Annotated in this window: 13 protein-coding genes and 4 tRNA genes; 7 read left to right on the forward strand and 10 right to left on the reverse strand. The window is 70.4% G+C overall.

All coding sequences use genetic code 11. The annotated features are described in order from the left end of the window. The 5 genes from ACZ6ZQ_RS09610 to ACZ6ZQ_RS09630 form a co-directional block, all read right to left on the reverse strand. Positions 1-1,722: DEAD/DEAH box helicase (locus ACZ6ZQ_RS09610; RefSeq protein ID WP_469768000.1), on the reverse strand; the 1,722-nt coding region annotated here is incomplete at its 3' end. Positions 1,723-2,008: 286 nt separating this feature from the next. Next, entirely contained in the window at positions 2,009-2,593 is a 585-nt protein-coding gene (locus ACZ6ZQ_RS09615; RefSeq protein WP_469768001.1) for a hypothetical protein, read from the reverse strand. A gap of 99 nt (positions 2,594-2,692) precedes the next feature. Beyond that, a complete protein-coding gene (locus ACZ6ZQ_RS09620; protein ID WP_469768002.1) occupies positions 2,693-3,055 on the reverse strand; it encodes a fluoride efflux transporter FluC in 363 nt (120 codons plus the stop codon). Continuing rightward, positions 3,052-3,549 carry a fluoride efflux transporter FluC gene (locus ACZ6ZQ_RS09625; protein ID WP_469768003.1) on the reverse strand — a complete coding sequence of 166 codons (498 nt, stop codon included), beginning with the start codon at positions 3,547-3,549 and terminating at the stop codon, positions 3,052-3,054. Before ACZ6ZQ_RS09625 ends, ACZ6ZQ_RS09620 begins: the two co-directional genes overlap by 4 nt. Next, positions 3,546-3,896, reverse strand: a complete 351-nt coding sequence (locus tag ACZ6ZQ_RS09630; protein WP_469768004.1) for a metallopeptidase family protein — start codon at positions 3,894-3,896, stop codon at positions 3,546-3,548. Before ACZ6ZQ_RS09630 ends, ACZ6ZQ_RS09625 begins: the two co-directional genes overlap by 4 nt. A 100-nt stretch (positions 3,897-3,996) precedes the next feature. Between ACZ6ZQ_RS09630 and ACZ6ZQ_RS09635 the strand changes: the two genes are divergently transcribed. From ACZ6ZQ_RS09635 to ACZ6ZQ_RS09650, 4 genes are all read left to right on the forward strand, one after another. Then, positions 3,997-5,544: a metallophosphoesterase family protein gene (locus ACZ6ZQ_RS09635; RefSeq protein WP_469768005.1), complete on the forward strand. Its 1,548-nt coding sequence runs from the start codon at positions 3,997-3,999 to the stop codon at positions 5,542-5,544. Positions 5,545-5,626: 82 nt separating this feature from the next. After that, positions 5,627-5,699, forward strand: a tRNA-Glu gene (locus tag ACZ6ZQ_RS09640). A 39-nt stretch (positions 5,700-5,738) separates the two neighbouring features. Next, positions 5,739-5,813, forward strand: a tRNA-Asp gene (locus tag ACZ6ZQ_RS09645). Positions 5,814-5,836: 23 nt separating this feature from the next. Next, positions 5,837-5,910 (forward strand) — tRNA-Phe (locus ACZ6ZQ_RS09650). A 149-nt stretch (positions 5,911-6,059) separates the two neighbouring features. Here the strand turns inward: ACZ6ZQ_RS09650 and ACZ6ZQ_RS09655 are convergent. The 3 genes from ACZ6ZQ_RS09655 to ACZ6ZQ_RS09665 are packed head-to-tail and all read right to left on the reverse strand — an operon-like array spanning position 6,060 to position 8,360. Beyond that, positions 6,060-6,887, reverse strand: a complete 828-nt coding sequence (locus ACZ6ZQ_RS09655) for a cytochrome c biogenesis CcdA family protein (RefSeq protein WP_469768006.1) — start codon at positions 6,885-6,887, stop codon at positions 6,060-6,062. Continuing rightward, positions 6,884-7,831 carry a DsbA family protein gene (locus tag ACZ6ZQ_RS09660; RefSeq protein ID WP_469768007.1) on the reverse strand — a complete coding sequence of 316 codons (948 nt, stop codon included), beginning with the start codon at positions 7,829-7,831 and terminating at the stop codon, positions 6,884-6,886. Before ACZ6ZQ_RS09660 ends, ACZ6ZQ_RS09655 begins: the two co-directional genes overlap by 4 nt. Before the next feature lie 58 nt (positions 7,832-7,889). Beyond that, a complete protein-coding gene (locus ACZ6ZQ_RS09665; protein ID WP_469768008.1) occupies positions 7,890-8,360 on the reverse strand; it encodes a hypothetical protein in 471 nt (156 codons plus the stop codon). Between the two features lie 142 nt (positions 8,361-8,502). Between ACZ6ZQ_RS09665 and hrpA the strand changes: the two genes are divergently transcribed. The 3 genes from hrpA to ACZ6ZQ_RS09680 all read left to right on the forward strand — a co-directional run bounded on the left by hrpA (position 8,503) and on the right by ACZ6ZQ_RS09680 (position 13,047). Next, positions 8,503-12,471: an ATP-dependent RNA helicase HrpA gene (gene hrpA / locus ACZ6ZQ_RS09670; protein ID WP_469768009.1), complete on the forward strand. Its 3,969-nt coding sequence runs from the start codon at positions 8,503-8,505 to the stop codon at positions 12,469-12,471. Positions 12,472-12,562: 91 nt separating this feature from the next. Beyond that, positions 12,563-12,637, forward strand: a tRNA-Asp gene (locus ACZ6ZQ_RS09675). A 119-nt stretch (positions 12,638-12,756) separates the two neighbouring features. Beyond that, on the forward strand, positions 12,757-13,047 hold the full coding sequence (locus ACZ6ZQ_RS09680; RefSeq protein ID WP_469768010.1) for a DUF6274 family protein: 291 nt from the start codon (positions 12,757-12,759) through the stop codon (positions 13,045-13,047). 350 nt (positions 13,048-13,397) lie between these two features. Here ACZ6ZQ_RS09680 and bldC read toward each other — a convergent pair whose 3' ends face one another. Both bldC and ACZ6ZQ_RS09690 read right to left on the reverse strand, forming a co-directional pair. After that, positions 13,398-13,604, reverse strand: a complete 207-nt coding sequence (gene bldC / locus ACZ6ZQ_RS09685; RefSeq protein WP_003949541.1) for a developmental transcriptional regulator BldC — start codon at positions 13,602-13,604, stop codon at positions 13,398-13,400. A gap of 479 nt (positions 13,605-14,083) precedes the next feature. Then, the gene (locus ACZ6ZQ_RS09690) at positions 14,084-14,929 is read right to left on the reverse strand and encodes a DUF8083 family protein (RefSeq protein WP_469768011.1); all 846 of its coding nucleotides are present in this window, start codon (positions 14,927-14,929) and stop codon (positions 14,084-14,086) included. Positions 14,930-15,061: the final 132 nt, after the last annotated feature.

A 15,061-nucleotide genomic window follows, 5' to 3' on the forward strand; every position in this document is an offset into this window, starting at 1 on the left:
CGACGGACGGTCGTCACGGCGGAAGCCGCCACGGTCGTTGTCACGACGGTCGTCACGACGCTGGAAGCCGCCACGGTCACCACCGCGGTCGCGACGCTCGTAGTTGCCCCGCTCGTCGCGGTACGCCGGGCGCTCCTCGCGGGTCTCGCGTACCGGCTCAGCCTCGGCGGCGGCCGCAGCCACGACCTCGGCCTCGGCCGCCTCCGTCACCTCGGCGACCGCGGCCTCCGGGTCCTCGCCCCGCTCGCGCGCCGCGCGGGCGACCAGGCGGTCGGCCTCCTCGCGGAGCTCGGCGGCGCGGCGCTGGACGCGCTCCAGCTCCTTGGTGAGCTGGGCGACCTCCCGCTCGGCCTGCTTGGCGGCGTTGTTCGCGGAGTCGGCCTGGACCTCGGTCAGCGAACGGGCGCCGGTGATCTCGGCGACCTCCGGGTCGAACGCGCCGGCACCACCGACGATGTGGCGCGAGGCGTCGACGCCCGCGTCCTCCATCAGACGGAAGATCTGGCGGCGCTGGTGCGGAAGCGCCAGCGAGACGACCGTGCCGGACTGGCCCGCGCGGGCGGTACGGCCGGAACGGTGCAGGTAGTCCTTGTGGTCACCGGCCGGGTCCACGTTCAGGACCAGGTCGATGCCGTCGACGTGGATACCGCGGGCGGCGACGTCGGTCGCGACGAGCGCGTTGACGTAGCCGTCCTTGAAGTCGGCGAGGACGCGGGTACGGGCACCCTGCGTCATGCCGCCGTGCAGCGCGTCGGCCTTCACGCCCGCCTCGACGAGCTGCTCGGCGATACGGTCGGCGCCTAGCTGCGTACGAACGAAGATGATCGTGCGGCCCTTGCGCGCGGCGATCGCGGCCGTGACCGGCGCCTTGTCCTTCGGCTTCACGACGAGGACGTGGTGCGACATGGTCGTGACGTTGCCCTGGGCGCTGTCGACCTCGTGGCTGACCGGGTTGTTCAGGTAGCGCTTGACCAGCGTGCCGATCTCGTTCTCCATGGTGGCGGAGAAGAGCATGCGCTGGCCGCCCTCGGGCACCTGGTCGAGCAGCTCCGTGACCTCGGGCAGGAAGCCCAGGTCGGACATCTGGTCGGCCTCGTCGAGGACCGCGACCTGGACGTTCTCCAGGGAGCAGGCGCCACGGTTGATGATGTCGCGCAGTCGGCCCGGGGTGGCGACGAGGATGTCGACGCCGCGCTCGAGCGCGTAGATCTGGTTGCCCATGGACGTACCGCCGCAGACGACCTTGATCTTCAGACCGAGGACGTCGCCGTACGGCTGGAGCGCGTCCGCGACCTGCATCGCGAGCTCACGGGTCGGGGTGAGGATGACGGCGCGGGGCTTCTTCTTCTCGGTGTGGCCGCCGGCCAGCGTGGCCAGGGTCGGCAGACCGAAGGAGAGGGTCTTGCCGGAGCCGGTACGGCCACGGCCGAGGATGTCCTTGCCGGCCAGGGCGTCCGGGATGGTCGCGGCCTGGATCGGGAACGGGACGGTGACACCGTTCTGGGCGAGCTTGCGGACGACGCCCTCGGGGAGGCCGAGGTCGGCGAAGGTCACCTCGGGGGCGGCGGGAGCCGCGGAGGCCTCGGCCCCGGCGGTCGTGTCGTCGATGGCGTCGGTCTCGACCGCCTCGAGGACGGCCTCGACGAGCTCTGCGTTCTCGACGATCTCGACGATCTCGTCGTTCTCGGGCAGGACGGCACGATCAGAACTGGAAATGGACATGCGAAATGCGAAACCTTCCGGAGTCTCGGCACGCGCCCAAACTCCGTGAATTCGCAATTCGACCGCCTCAATGCGGTCAGCCACGGCTAGGGAGAGTACGCGCCACGCGGCGCGCTTCTGTGTCGGCGCCGGGCAATGGGATCAAACGATCTACCACCATACGCACCCCAACCCACCGAAGGCAAACCGCCTCACTGCGGCGCTCGTCACACTCACCCGTGACACCCATCCCTGACACTCACCCGTGCGCACCCCTGCTGCTGATCGCGCGCTGATCACGTGCTGATCACGCCGGGCTCATCTGCGGCGACGCCTCCGGCTCCGCCCACATCTCCTCCCCGTCGTCCTCGGCCTCCCGCATCGCACCCATCTGCGTGTCGGCCGCCGGCGACGCGGACGGCGGGTCGGTCGGCTCCTCGGAGGGGTCCGGGTCGGGACTCGGCGGCGTCGGATCCGCAGGCGGCGTCGACTCGCCCGGCGGCGTGGGGTCCACGGGCGGCGTCGGCTCGCCCGGAGGTGGGGTGGGCTGCTGCGGCTCGGCCGGCGGCCGGCCCGCGCCGCCCTTCGGAGGGCGGCCGGACGGTGCCTCGGGCGTGCCCGGGCTCACCTCCGCGCCCTTGATTTCGCCCTCGGCCCCGGCCGAGCCGGAGGGCGAGGCCCCACCCATGCCCGCACGGCCGTGCCCACCGGCACCGCCGGGTGCCGCGCCCCCGCCGTCCGGCTCCGCCGCGGCGCCCCGGGGGTGCGGGGACTTCGAGGGCGCCGACCTGCCGCCGTCGTCGCTCACACTCATGCAGCCTGCGGAGGCCGCGGCCACCAGGGCGGTGGCGATCCATACGGCACAACGGCCGGGGGCGGTCAACTGGCGCACGGGTGGGACCTCCGGGGCACGGGACGCGGGTTTCCCTGCCCAACTCCCTTAGCCCCACGAGGGACACGCCCGCCACAGGACACGCCCACCACAGGGCCGTTACTGTCCCAAACCTCCCGCCATATCCGCCCCCAGCACCACCGCGCCCAGTCCCACCAGAAGAGACGCGGCCACATTCGCCGCCGCCAGGAACGTCCGGCCGCCCTCGGCCAGCCGGAGCGTCTCGTACGAGAAGGTCGAGTACGTGGTCAGGGCCCCGCACAGACCGGTGCCGAGCAGTGCGTACGTTCCCGACGCGACCGAAGCGCCGGCCAGCACCCCCAGCACCAAGCTCCCCGACGCGTTCACCACGAGCGTCCCCCACGGGAACACCGAGTCGTGCCGCGACTGGACCTCACGGTCCATCAGATACCGCAGCGGGGCACCCACCGCCGCACCCGCGATCACCAGGACCCAGTTCACGGACCCACCATCCGGCGCGTCACCACGCGGCGCGTCACCGAGGCCCCCAGCCACACCGCGCCCAGCGCCCCCACGAGCGTCGCGGCGGCGTACGCCAGGGCGGTGCCCGCCTGCTGACGCTCCAGCAGCTCGGCGAAGTCGAGGGCGTAGGTCGAGAAGGTGGTGAAGCCGCCCAGCACCCCGACCCCGAGGAACGGCCGTGCGAGCGGACGCGTGACCACACCACGCTCGCTCACCAGCACCATCAGTACGCCGATGAGCCCGGACCCCACGACGTTGACGACGAACGTCGCCCAGTGCGACGGCCAGGCCAGCGACACCCCGTACCGAGCGGACGCCCCGATCGCCCCGCCCACCGAAATCGCGGCGAGAACCTTCCACTTCCCGGCCCCCGCGGTCTCCGCGCGCTGGGCGGGCACATGAAGGTCGGCATCCGGATCGATCGGCTCCGAGCGCAGGCCGCGAGAGGAGGGAGGACGGGGGTGCCCGCTCATCCGTAACCCAGGGCGTGCAGCCGCTCGTCGTCGATCCCGAAGTGATGGGCGATCTCGTGCACCACGGTGATCTCGGTCTCCTCGACCACGTCCTCGCGGGTCTCGCAGATCCTGAGCGTCGGACCCCGGTAGATCGTGATCCTGTCGGGCAGCACGCCCGCGTACCACTCACCGCGGTCGGTCAGCGGAGTCCCCTCGTAGAGCCCGAGCAGCTCGGGATCGTCGGCGGGCGGTTCGTCCTCGACGAACACCGCGACGTTGTCCATCAGCCGCGTCAGCTCCGGCGGGATCCTGTCCAGCGCCTCGGCGACCAGTTCCTCGAACTCCTCGCGCGTCATCTCCAGCACCTGGCCATTGTCACGCACATGCGCCCCCGGGCGCGGGCATGGCCGAGCCCGTACGAGGGCAGCGGGCATGGCCGAGCCCGTACATGGGCATACGGGATCAATGGTCCGCGCTCGTGAACGGCTCCGTGCCACCCTGACCGGTCTCCCGCGCCGCTACCGCTCGCACCGCACAAACCCCACCAGCACCCTCGTCCACACGCCGCACCCCTTCACCCGTGCGCTCGGGCTGGTCGCGGTCGTGCTGCTGGGGGCCTGGCTGGGTCTGCTGATCGTCGGCAGTGTCCGTACGCCGGTGGGGCCGATGGACACGAGCATGACGCTGCGCCCGTCGCTGTCCGGCGGCACGAAGATCAATGTCTCCCCGCTCGGCGCCCTCGAGCTGGACTCCCACGTCGCCCCCATCCGCCTCGACGTGGACGTCGACCGGCTCGACCCGGTCCGCTCGCAGGCCCTCGTCGAGCACCCCGAGCGCCTCGCCGGCCTGCAGGAGGAGGTCGCCCAGGACGTCACGGACGGCACCCGCGACCTGGCCGTTCGCTCCTGTGTCGCCGTCGTCTCCGGGGCCACCGCCCTCGGCCTCGCGGTCTACCGCCGCCCGCGCCGCGCCCTCGCCGCCGGCGGCCTCGCGCTCGCGCTCCTGGCGGCCTCCGGCATCAGCGCGTACGCCACCTGGAATCCGAAGTCCGTCCTCGAACCGAAATTCTCCGGCCTCCTCAGCAGCGCCCCGTCGGTCGTCGGCAACGCCCGCTCGATCGTCACCGAATTCGACGTCTACCAGAAGGAATTGGCGCGCCTGGTCACCAACGTCACCAAGCTGTACGAAGCGACCTCCACGCTCCCCGTCTACCAGCCGGACCCCGGCACCATGCGCGTCCTGCACGTCTCCGACATCCATCTCAACCCGGCCGCATGGCACATCATCGGCTCGCTGGTGGAGCAGTACGAGATCGACCTCATCATCGACTCGGGCGACACGATGGACCACGGCACCGCTGCCGAGAACGCCTTCCTCGACCCGATCCCGGACCTCGGCGCGCCCTACATCTGGGTCCGCGGCAACCACGACTCGATCGTCACCCAGCGCTATCTCCAGCGTCTCAAGCACGTCCACGTCCTCGACGAGGGCCGGGCGGTCACGGTCGCAGGCCTGCGCGTGGCCGGGACCGGTGATCCCCAGTTCACCCCGGACCGCTCCACGGTGGCCGCGGGCGACCCCGCCGAACGCATGGCCGGCATCCGCCTCGCCTCAGCCCTTCGCGACCAGCGCCGCGCCGGCAGCCCCGTCGACATCGCGGTCGCCCACAACCCCGTCGCCGCCCGCGAGACCGACGGCGAGGTCCCGCTCGCCCTCGCGGGCCACGTCCACCACCGCGAGACCGAGCTGCTCCCGCTCGGCACCCGCCTCAAGATCGAGGGCTCCACGGGCGGCGGCGGCCTGCGCGCGGTCCAGAACGAGGAGCCGGAGAAGGTCCGCGCCTCCGTCCTCTACCTCGACCGGACCTCCCGCACCCTGCAGGCCTGGGACGAGATCACCCTGGGCGGCCTGGGCCTCACGACAGCCGAGGTCAGCCGCCATCTGGCCACGGAACCGGCCCCGGGGGCCCCGCCGTCCCCACCCCCTTCGACCGCGTCTCCGCAAGGCTCTTAGAAACCGTTTTGGCGATAGCTCCCTGCATCCCATATGCTTCTCACGTCCCCGACGCGCTGCGAAGCGCCCAGGTGGGCCCTTAGCCCTCATCGTCTAGTGGCCCAGGACGCCGCCCTTTCAAGGCGGTAGCACGGGTTCGAATCCCGTTGGGGGCACGCATCACCCTGTGCGAGACTGGTGCTCGCACAAAGCTTGGTCCTGTGGAGCAGTTTGGAGTGCTCGCCACCCTGTCAAGGTGGAGGCCGCGGGTTCAAATCCCGTCAGGACCGCTGCGATCTCTCGCAGATCGCGTGGCTGGGTAGCTCAGTTGGTACGAGCGTCCGCCTGAAAAGCGGAAGGTCGCCGGTTCGACCCCGGCCCCAGCCACCGCCCCGAAGGCCCCGATCCTCTGGATCGGGGCCTTCGTCGTGTTCCGGTGAGTGCTTCCGGGGCAGGGGGCGACGCGGTATTCGCTCAGCCTGCCCTGGCCAGGGCCCCGTCCACCCGGACGGGGCCCTGCTTCGTACAGCGCGTCGTCACACCCGTTCTCGCCGCCGCCGGCCCCGCACCGCAAGGACGGTCGCCGTGATCGCCACCACCAGGGTCAGCACGGCCCAGTCCGGGATCGCGCGGCCCGCGGCGGACGCCCACTGCTCCACGGCGAAGGAGTCGTCGACCGACAGGATGCCGGGCAGGGCCGTCGTCCCGTCGAAGGCGAGGAAGAGCGCTCCCAGAGCGATGAAGAACAGGCCGGACAGGACGGACGTCGTGTGCAGTTCGAAGCGCCCCGCGATGCGGAGGGTGCGGCCGCGCAGCCACTTGCGCGTGCCCAGTTCGTAGCGCTCCCAGAGCAGGGCGAGGACGAAGAGCGGCACGGCCATGCCGAGGGCGTAGACGGCGAGGAGGAGACCCCCGTAGGCGGGGCTTGCGCTGAGGGCCGCCACCGTGAGGACGCTGCCGAGGATCGGGCCGGCGCAGAAGCCGGCCAGTCCGTAGACCATGCCGAGCGCGTACACGGAGACCGCGGTCGAGGGGCGGATGCGGCCGCTGAGCCGGGCGAGGCGGCGGGAGGCGAAGCCCAGGCCCACGATCTGGGCGACGCCGAGCGCGATGATCAGCCAGCCGCCGGCGGTGACCAGCAGATCGCGGTGGCCGTAGAAGAGCCGCCCGGCGAAGGAACCGGCCGCCCCCAGCGGGACCAGGGTCGTCGCCAGGCCCGCGTAGAAGATGCCGGTACGGGCCACGAGCCTGGTCGCGGTGTCGATGGAGTACGCGAAGAACGCCGGGAGGAGGAGGGCGCTGCACGGACTGAGCAGGGCGAGCAGACCGCCCAGGAAGGCGGCGAGGTATCCGATGTCGGTCACTCGGCTCCGGCCTTCCCGGCGTCCGGGCCAACGGTCTTCCCGGCGTCCGGCCGGCGGGTCTGCCCGGCGTCGTTGCCGGCGCCCTTCCCGGCGTCGTTGCCGACATCCTTCCCCGTGTCCCTCTCCGCCTCCGCGCCCGCGGGCGCACTCGCCTGCGGGCCCGTGGCCGTCCCGGCAGCCTTCAGCGCCGCCTCGATCGCGTCGGTGAAGGTCTCCGGCGGCTGGGCGCCCGCGATCGGGCGGCCGTTGATCAGGAACGAGGGCGTGGACGTCGCGCCCAGTCCGTACCCCTCCTCCTGGTCCTTCGCCACCGCCTGCCGCGCCGCCTCGCTGTCCGCGTCGCGCGTGAAGCGGGCCAGGTCCCGCACGCCGGCCTGCTGGGCGAGCTCCTTCAACCGCTGCTCGCCGAAGCCCTTCTCCTTCGCGCCCTCGGCGTACGCGGACTCGTGGAACTGCCAGAAGCGGCCCTGCTGCCCGGCGGCCCACGCGGCGCGCGCCGCGGCCTCCGACTCCTCGCCGAAGATCGGGAAGTTGCGCCATTCGATGCGCAGGGTGCCCTTGTCGACGTACTGCTTCACCAGCGCCGGCTCGGTGTCGCGGGCGAACTTCCCGCAGTAGCCGCACTTGAAGTCGGCGTACTCGACCAGCACGACGGGCGCGTCGGCGCGGCCCATCGCGAGGGGGTCCCTGGCGTCGCGCCGGGCGAGCTTCTCCAGCTCGGGGTAGACCCCCTCCGGGCCGGCGGACGCCTCCGCGACCGTGCCGCCGCTCCTGGACTCGTCCGGCCTGGTGGCGGTGTACGAGACGAAGCCGAGCACGACCGCGGCGGCGACGACTCCGGCGCCGATCGCGACCGGCTTCAACGGCTTACGGGACCCGGTAGCGATGCCGGTACGGGTTCGGGTGTGGGTTCGGGTGTGGGTACGGCTACGGGAAGTGGGCATGGCTGTGTGGTTTCTCTCCGGGACGCGAACGGGTGGGCGGGGCATGGTTGTGCGCCGCCTACACGCGCAGGACGGAGAGATCTATCGGGCTCGGCGCGGCGACGGGCGGTGGCCCGCGCTCCGGTGCGACGGCGAGCACGGCCTCGTCGACGGCCCAGCAGCCGGTCGCGCCGTGGGCGGCGGTCTGCAGAGCAGGCAGCAGCTCGTACGAGGAAGACCCCCGCGGTGGCGTGGCGGGGCTCAGCCCGCCGTCGTCCCGGGAGCCTTCGCCGCAGCCGGGCGCCTGCCCGTCGTCACCGGCCGGGACCGCCACCACCACCACGGACGTGCGGGCAGCGGACGCGGATGTGGGGGCGTCGGCCACGGACGTACGGGCATCGGCCACGGACGTACGGGCCGGGACATGACCACGCGTCGCCTGGACATGACCACTCGTCGCCCCCGCCCCCAGAAGCACCCCGCACAGCACCACCGACAGCGCTGCGACGACCGCGAAAGCGCGGCGCCACGGGCTGCCTGCACTGGGCATGAGCGGTGATCCTCCTGGTCGTCGACGCGCTCGCCATCGTACGGGCCACCCGCTCGTCGTCCCCGAGGCCACCGCCACGGAGCGACCCGCTCCGTAAATGGGTTCGCCACTCCGCTCGCGCGGGTGCGATCCTGGGTTCCGTATGTCTACTTCCTTCGCCGATCTCCAGAAGCAGCTGGCCGAGATCTCGCTGCGCGACGCGCACCGGCTCGGGCGGCGCCTCGAAGGCACCCGCCGTATCCGTAAGCCCGAGGCCCGGCAGGCCGTGCTGGACGAGATCGCTGCCGAGGCCACGAAGGCCGCAGCCCGAATCGCCGAGCGCGCGGCACTGGTGCCCGAGGTCACCTACCCCGAGCAGCTCCCGGTCAGTCAGAAGAAGAACGACATCCTGGAGGCGATACGGGACCACCAGGTCGTGATCGTCGCGGGCGAGACCGGCTCCGGCAAGACGACGCAGATCCCCAAGATCTGCCTGGAGCTCGGCCGGGGCGTGCGCGGCATGATCGGGCACACCCAGCCGCGCAGGATCGCCGCGCGCACGGTCGCCGAGCGGGTCGCCGAGGAGCTGCGCACCCCGCTCGGCGAGGCGGTCGGCTGGAAGGTCCGCTTCACCGACCAGGTGAACCAGGACGAGACCTTCGTCAAGCTCATGACGGACGGCATCCTGCTCGCGGAGATCCAGACGGACCGCGAGCTGCGCGCGTACGACACGATCATCATCGACGAGGCCCACGAGCGGTCCCTCAACATCGACTTCCTGCTCGGCTATCTGGCCCAGCTGCTCCCGAAGCGGCCCGACCTCAAGATCGTCATCACCTCCGCGACGATCGATCCGGAGCGATTCTCCCGCCACTTCGACGACGCGCCGATCGTCGAGGTCAGCGGGCGTACGTATCCCGTCGAGGTCCGCTACCGGCCCCTCCTGGAGGAGGACGGCGACGAGTCCGACCGCGACCAGATCACCGCGATCTGCGACGCCGTCGACGAGCTCCGGTCCGAGGGCCCCGGCGACGTCTTGGTCTTCCTCTCCGGCGAGCGCGAGATCCGCGACACCGCGGACGCGCTCAACAAGAAGAACCTCCGCAGCACCGAGGTCCTCCCCCTCTACGCCCGGCTCTCGCACGCCGAGCAGCACCGCGTGTTCCAGCCGCACACCGGCCGCCGTATCGTCCTCGCGACGAACGTCGCCGAGACGTCCCTGACCGTCCCCGGCATCAAGTACGTCATCGACCCCGGCACCGCCCGTATCTCCCGCTACAGCCACCGCACCAAGGTGCAGCGGCTGCCCATCGAGGCCATCAGCCAGGCCAGCGCCAACCAGCGCAAGGGCCGCTGCGGCCGTACGTCCGACGGCATCTGCATCCGGCTCTACTCCGAGGACGACTTCCTGTCCCGCCCGGAGTTCACGGACGCGGAGATCCTCCGTACGAACCTGGCGTCCGTCATCCTCCAGATGACCGCCGCCGGCCTCGGCGACATCGAGAAGTTCCCCTTCATCGACCCGCCGGACCACCGCAACATCCGCGACGGTGTGCAGCTCCTGCAGGAGCTGCACGCGCTGGACCCCGCACAGAAGGATCCGAAGAAGCGGCTCACGCAGATGGGCCGCAAGCTCGCGCAGCTGCCCGTCGACCCGCGTCTGGCCCGGATGGTCATCGAGGCCGACAAGAACGGCTGTGTCCGCGAGGTCATGGTCATCGCGGCCGCGCTCTCCATCCAGGACCCGCGCGAGCGGCCCGCCGACAAGCAGGCGCAGGCCGACCAGCAGCACGCCCGGTTCAAGGACGAGACGAGCGACTTCCTCGCCTTCCTCAACCTCTGGCGGTACGTCCGCGAGCAGCAGAAGGAGCGCGGCTCCTCCAGCTTCCGCCGGATGTGCAAGCAGGAGTATCTGAACTTCCTGCGGATCCGCGAGTGGCAGGACATCTACTCGCAGCTGCGTACGGTCGCCAAGCAGATGGGGCTCCATCTGGAGGAGCCTTCGGCGGGTGCTGCCGCGCCCGAGCAGTCCGTCCACGTCTCGCTTCTCGCCGGCCTCCTCTCCCACATCGGGATGAAGGACATCAAGGACGCCGGGGGGGAGGGCGGAAGAAACACGGCGAAGAACGAGTACCTGGGCGCCCGCAGCGCCAAGTTCGCCGTCTTCCCCGGATCCGCCCTCTTCAAGAAGCCCCCGCGCTTCATCATGTCCGCCGAGCTGGTGGAGACGTCCCGCCTCTGGGCCCGGGTCAACGCGAAGATCGAGCCCGAGTGGATCGAGCCGCTCGCCCAGCATCTGGTCAAGCGGACCTACAGCGAGCCGCACTGGGAGAAGGACCAGGCGGCGGTGATGGCGTACGAGAAGGTCACGCTGTACGGCGTCCCGATCATCGCCCAGCGCAAGGTGAACTACGGACGGATCGACCCGGAGGCGAGCCGCGAGCTGTTCATCCGCAACGCGCTGGTCGAGGGCGACTGGCGTACGCACCACAAGTTCTTCGCCGACAACCGCAGACTCCTCACCGAGGTCGAGGAGTTGGAGCACCGCGCCCGGCGCCGCGACATCCTCGTGGACGACGAGACGCTGTTCGACTTCTACGACCAGCGGGTGCCGGAGCACGTCGTGTCCGGCGCGCACTTCGACTCCTGGTGGAAGCACAAGCGCCGCGAGCAGCCCGAGCTCCTCGACTTCGAGCGCGAGATGCTCATCAACGAGAAGGCCGGGGCGGTCACGAAGGACGACTACCCGGACTCGTGGCGGCAGGGGCGGCTCACCTTCCGCGTCACGTACCAGTTCGAGCCGGGCGCGGACGCCGACGGCGTCACCGTCCACATCCCGCTCCAGGTGCTCAACCAGGTCACGGACGAGGGCTTCGACTGGCAGATCCCCGGTCTGCGCGAAGAGGTCGTCACGGAGCTGATCCGTTCCCTGCCCAAGCCGATCCGCCGCCATTACGTGCCCGCGCCGAACTACGCGAAGGCCTTCCTGGAGCGTGCCGTGCCGCTGCAGGAGCCGCTCCCGGTCACGCTGGCGCGTGAGCTGCAGCGCATGGTCGGTGTGCCGGTCACGGGCGACGACTTCGATCTCGCGAGGGTCCCGGACCATCTGAAGATCACGTTCCGGATCGTTGACGAGCGGCGCCGCAAGCTCGCCGAGGACAAGGATCTGGAGACCCTCAGGCTCGCCCTGAAGCCCAAGGCCCGCCAGGCCCTCTCCAAGGCCGCCGCGGCCACCGCCGAGCGCGCGGGCGGCGACGCGATCGAGCGGACGGGCCTGAAGGACTGGACGATCGGCACGCTCTCCCGCGTCTTCGAGACCCGCAGGGCCGGACAGCCGGTCAAGGCCTTCCCGGCCCTCGTGGACGCCGGCGAGACCATCTCCGTGCGTCTCTTCGACACCGAGGCCGAGCAGGCCCTGGCGATGTGGCAGGGCACCCGTCGGCTGATCATGCTGAACATCCCGGTGAACCCGGCGAAGTTCGCCTCCGAGCGGCTGACGAACCAGCAGAAGCTCGCTCTCTCCCGCAATCCCCACGGCTCGGTCCAGGCACTCTTCGACGACTGCGCGACGGCCGCGGCGGACAAGCTGATCGCCGACCACGGCGGTCCCGCCTGGGATGAGGAATCGTTCCGGAAGCTGTACGACAAGGTCCGCGCGGACCTTGTGGACGCGACCGTGCGGACGGTGGACCAGGTCCAGCAGATCCTGGCCGCCTGGCAGGCCTGTGAGCGCCGTCTGAAGGCCACGAACAGCCTGGCCCTGGTCAACAACGTCCAGGACGTGAGGGAGCAGCTCGCGGCCCTCGTGCCGGCCGGCTTCGTGACGAAGACGGGCCTGCGGCGGCTGCCCGACCTGATGCGCTATCTGGTCGCGGTGGACCGCCGGCTCCAGCAGATGCCGACGGGCGTCCAGCGCGACACGACGCGCATGGAGAAGGTCCACGAGATGCAGGACGAGTACGCCTGGCTGCTGGAGCAGATGCCCAAGGGGCGGCCGGTGCCGCAGGAGGTGCTGGACATCCGCTGGATGATCGAGGAGCTGCGCGTCAGCTACTTCGCCCACGCCCTGGGTACGTCGCAGCCCGTCTCCGACAAGCGCATCATCAAGGCGATCGACGCGGCGGCGCCGTGACGCGGCCGTTGCCTTGAGTGAGTTCGACCGGACCCGCTGACCTGCTGTACAGTCTCTCTCGCAGCCAAGGAAGTACTGAGCTGCGAAACCTGGTCCTGTGGAGCAGTTTGGAGTGCTCGCCACCCTGTCAAGGTGGAGGCCGCGGGTTCAAATCCCGTCAGGACCGCAGTGAATGGAAGGCCCGCACCGGATGGTGCGGGCCTTCTGACGTATTGACTGGAGTCATGTGCCGCCGGTACCCAGTCATGACAGGGGTTACGGGGCCCCCGACCGCGGAGGTGGCGCATGGCGGCATCCACAGCGAGGCATGAGACCCGGGCGCTGCTGCGCGCCCATCTGGCGGCCGTCTCCGGCTATCGGCACCTCACCCGGCAGTGTCCGGTGTGCCATCGACTGCTGCGCCTCGCGATGGACCCCTCCGAGGCCGCCCCCTGCGAGATGCTCCTGCCCGAGGCCGCCCGGCCGGCGACCGCCCTGCCGGAGACCGCCCTCACCGAGACCGTCCGGCCGGAGACCGCCCCCGCGGAGCCTGAGCAGCGGACGGTCACCAAGGACGAAGGTCCCGACCATCCCTGACCTTTGCCGCACCGTCGGCCCTTTCTCAGTGGCAGGCTCGAATTGGCAAGACCGCAGTCGTGTGACGGGAGTCACCGGACGAGTTTCGGAAACGGGTGAACTTACACCCTCCCTACAACCAAACAATTTAATGCGTGCAATTGCACTCCCCTCACACCCTTCCCGCACCCCCCTCTGAGCAGCCCCGAAGGGTCCGCCGGCCCCAGTTCCCAGGGCATAAAAAGATCGCGCTGGACCCGGCGGAGTCCAGCGCGATCGACGACGAATCCTGTTGGGGCAGGCGCCCGCCGTGTCGAGCTCTCTGTTGGGCTGCCGGATTGGGGGTCCGGCGATGCCCTTAATCGGGGGTGTCAGGCCTCGCTGCGCTGCTGCGGAATACCCGCAAGCAGTGCGCGGACCTCTGCCTCGCGGTACCGGCGGTGTCCACCGAGCGTGCGGATGGACGTGAGCTTGCCTGCCTTGGCCCAACGGGTGACCGTCTTCGGGTCCACGCGGAACATCGTGGCAACCTCAGCCGGGGTCAGCAGCGGCTCGGCATCAGGGGTGCGAGCGGTCATGAGCGGCCTCCTCGGGAGAACCGAACCTTCTCGGTTCTTTCCTCTAAATTCTGCACCTTGACCCACGTTGCCCGAAATGGCGGACGCGGGCCGAGTCGGTTATAGGACGAACGGCTTGTCCTCGGCACTACAACTACACCATCTGTCCAGCCACGTCGGCCAAACCGATGGAATTGCCCTCTCAGGTGTTCATCCGCGGCGGAAGCCGATGGACCATGCCATAACGGACAGTCACGTCACAGTGACGATCAGTCACAGAGCGATCAGGAGTCATCAGACCCCCCATAGAGTGCAATGCCGAGATTTCCGCCCTTAGGTAGGCGGAAGGAACCCTCCCCGGACTCCTTGTCCTATTTTGGCACGAGGGCGGGCGATGGGCGCAAGACACTGCTTAGTGCTGTCCGTCACGCTTGAGCCAAAGGCCCGGATAGGTACCTACGTCCCGGACGCGCCCTGTTCGGCCTCCGGCCACGGCGGCGTCAGTTCGCGAACTGCCGGTCCCGGACCGCGCGCCAACGCTCCATCAGCCGCCCGTACGCCTCGCCGACACCCTCGCCGTCGCCGGCCCGCAGCGCCGCGATCCCCTCGGCCACATCCGCCGCCGAGTGGTCCTCGGCGAGCTGCGCCGGAGACAGGGCGTGGACGAGACCGCCGTAGTCGAGTTCGACCAGTGAGCGCGGGTGGAATTCCTCCAGCCACCGCCCCACATCTACCAGGCCCTCCACCAGCGGGCCCTCGTCGACCGACTCCTTCAGCGTCTTCAGTGCGCGCGCCAGCCTGCGCCTGGCCTGCACCATCGGCGTCCGGTAGCGCAGCACGGGCGGCTCGCCGGGCACCTCCCCCGGGTCGTACTCGCGCTCGTCGTCCGCGAAGAGGGTGAACCAGCGCACCGGCACCTGCCACACCGCCGTCCTGATCCACGGCCGCGCGTCCGGGTTCCGGTCACGCCAGGCCTCGTAGTCCGCGGCCGCCTGCCCGCGCACCACCGGTGGCAGCACCGCGTCCAGCACCGGTGACGGGAGCAGCTCCGCGAGCTCCTCCAGGGCCAGCCAGCCCCGCAGCCGCGTGCGCCAGGGGCAGACGCAGACCACCCCGTCGACCTCCGTGACGAAGGCGTCGGCGCTCTCGTGGACCGGCACGGGCACGGGCGGCGTGGGCAGCAAGTCCACCAGCGAACGTCGGAGTTCGTCCTGGGCGGTGGGGGTGCGGTCGCGCCGGGCGTAGCGGGTCCAGTGGCTGCGCTCCGGCTCGGGGAAAGCCGCCAGTGGCTCGTACACGCGCAGGTAGGACGCGTACGGGACGAGCACAGAAGTGACGGCCGGCATGCCCCGAATCCTTCCATGCGCGTACTCCGGGAGGGGGTGATCCTGAGCACTGGCACCGATCTACCCCTGCGTAGGACTTACTCTCTTGCCCATCAGGTCCCTCCCCACCCGCAGGAGGGCCCCAAATCGCCG

The sequence above is a fragment of the Streptomyces sp. NPDC053673 genome (genome assembly GCF_055585225.1).

Coding starts and splice junctions, on each gene's coding strand:
- ACZ6ZQ_RS09625 (WP_469768003.1), bottom strand. CDS start 3,549: ATGAGCGGGCACCCCCGTCCTCCCTCCTCTCGCGGCCTGCGCTCGGAG.
- ACZ6ZQ_RS09635 (WP_469768005.1), top strand. CDS start 3,997: ATGGTCCGCGCTCGTGAACGGCTCCGTGCCACCCTGACCGGTCTCCCG.
- ACZ6ZQ_RS09660 (WP_469768007.1), bottom strand. CDS start 7,831: ATGCCCACTTCCCGTAGCCGTACCCACACCCGAACCCACACCCGAACC.
- ACZ6ZQ_RS09665 (WP_469768008.1), bottom strand. CDS start 8,360: ATGCCCAGTGCAGGCAGCCCGTGGCGCCGCGCTTTCGCGGTCGTCGCA.
- hrpA (WP_469768009.1), top strand. CDS start 8,503: ATGTCTACTTCCTTCGCCGATCTCCAGAAGCAGCTGGCCGAGATCTCG.
- ACZ6ZQ_RS09680 (WP_469768010.1), top strand. CDS start 12,757: ATGGCGGCATCCACAGCGAGGCATGAGACCCGGGCGCTGCTGCGCGCC.
- bldC (WP_003949541.1), bottom strand. CDS start 13,604: ATGACCGCTCGCACCCCTGATGCCGAGCCGCTGCTGACCCCGGCTGAG.
- ACZ6ZQ_RS09690 (WP_469768011.1), bottom strand. CDS start 14,929: ATGCCGGCCGTCACTTCTGTGCTCGTCCCGTACGCGTCCTACCTGCGC.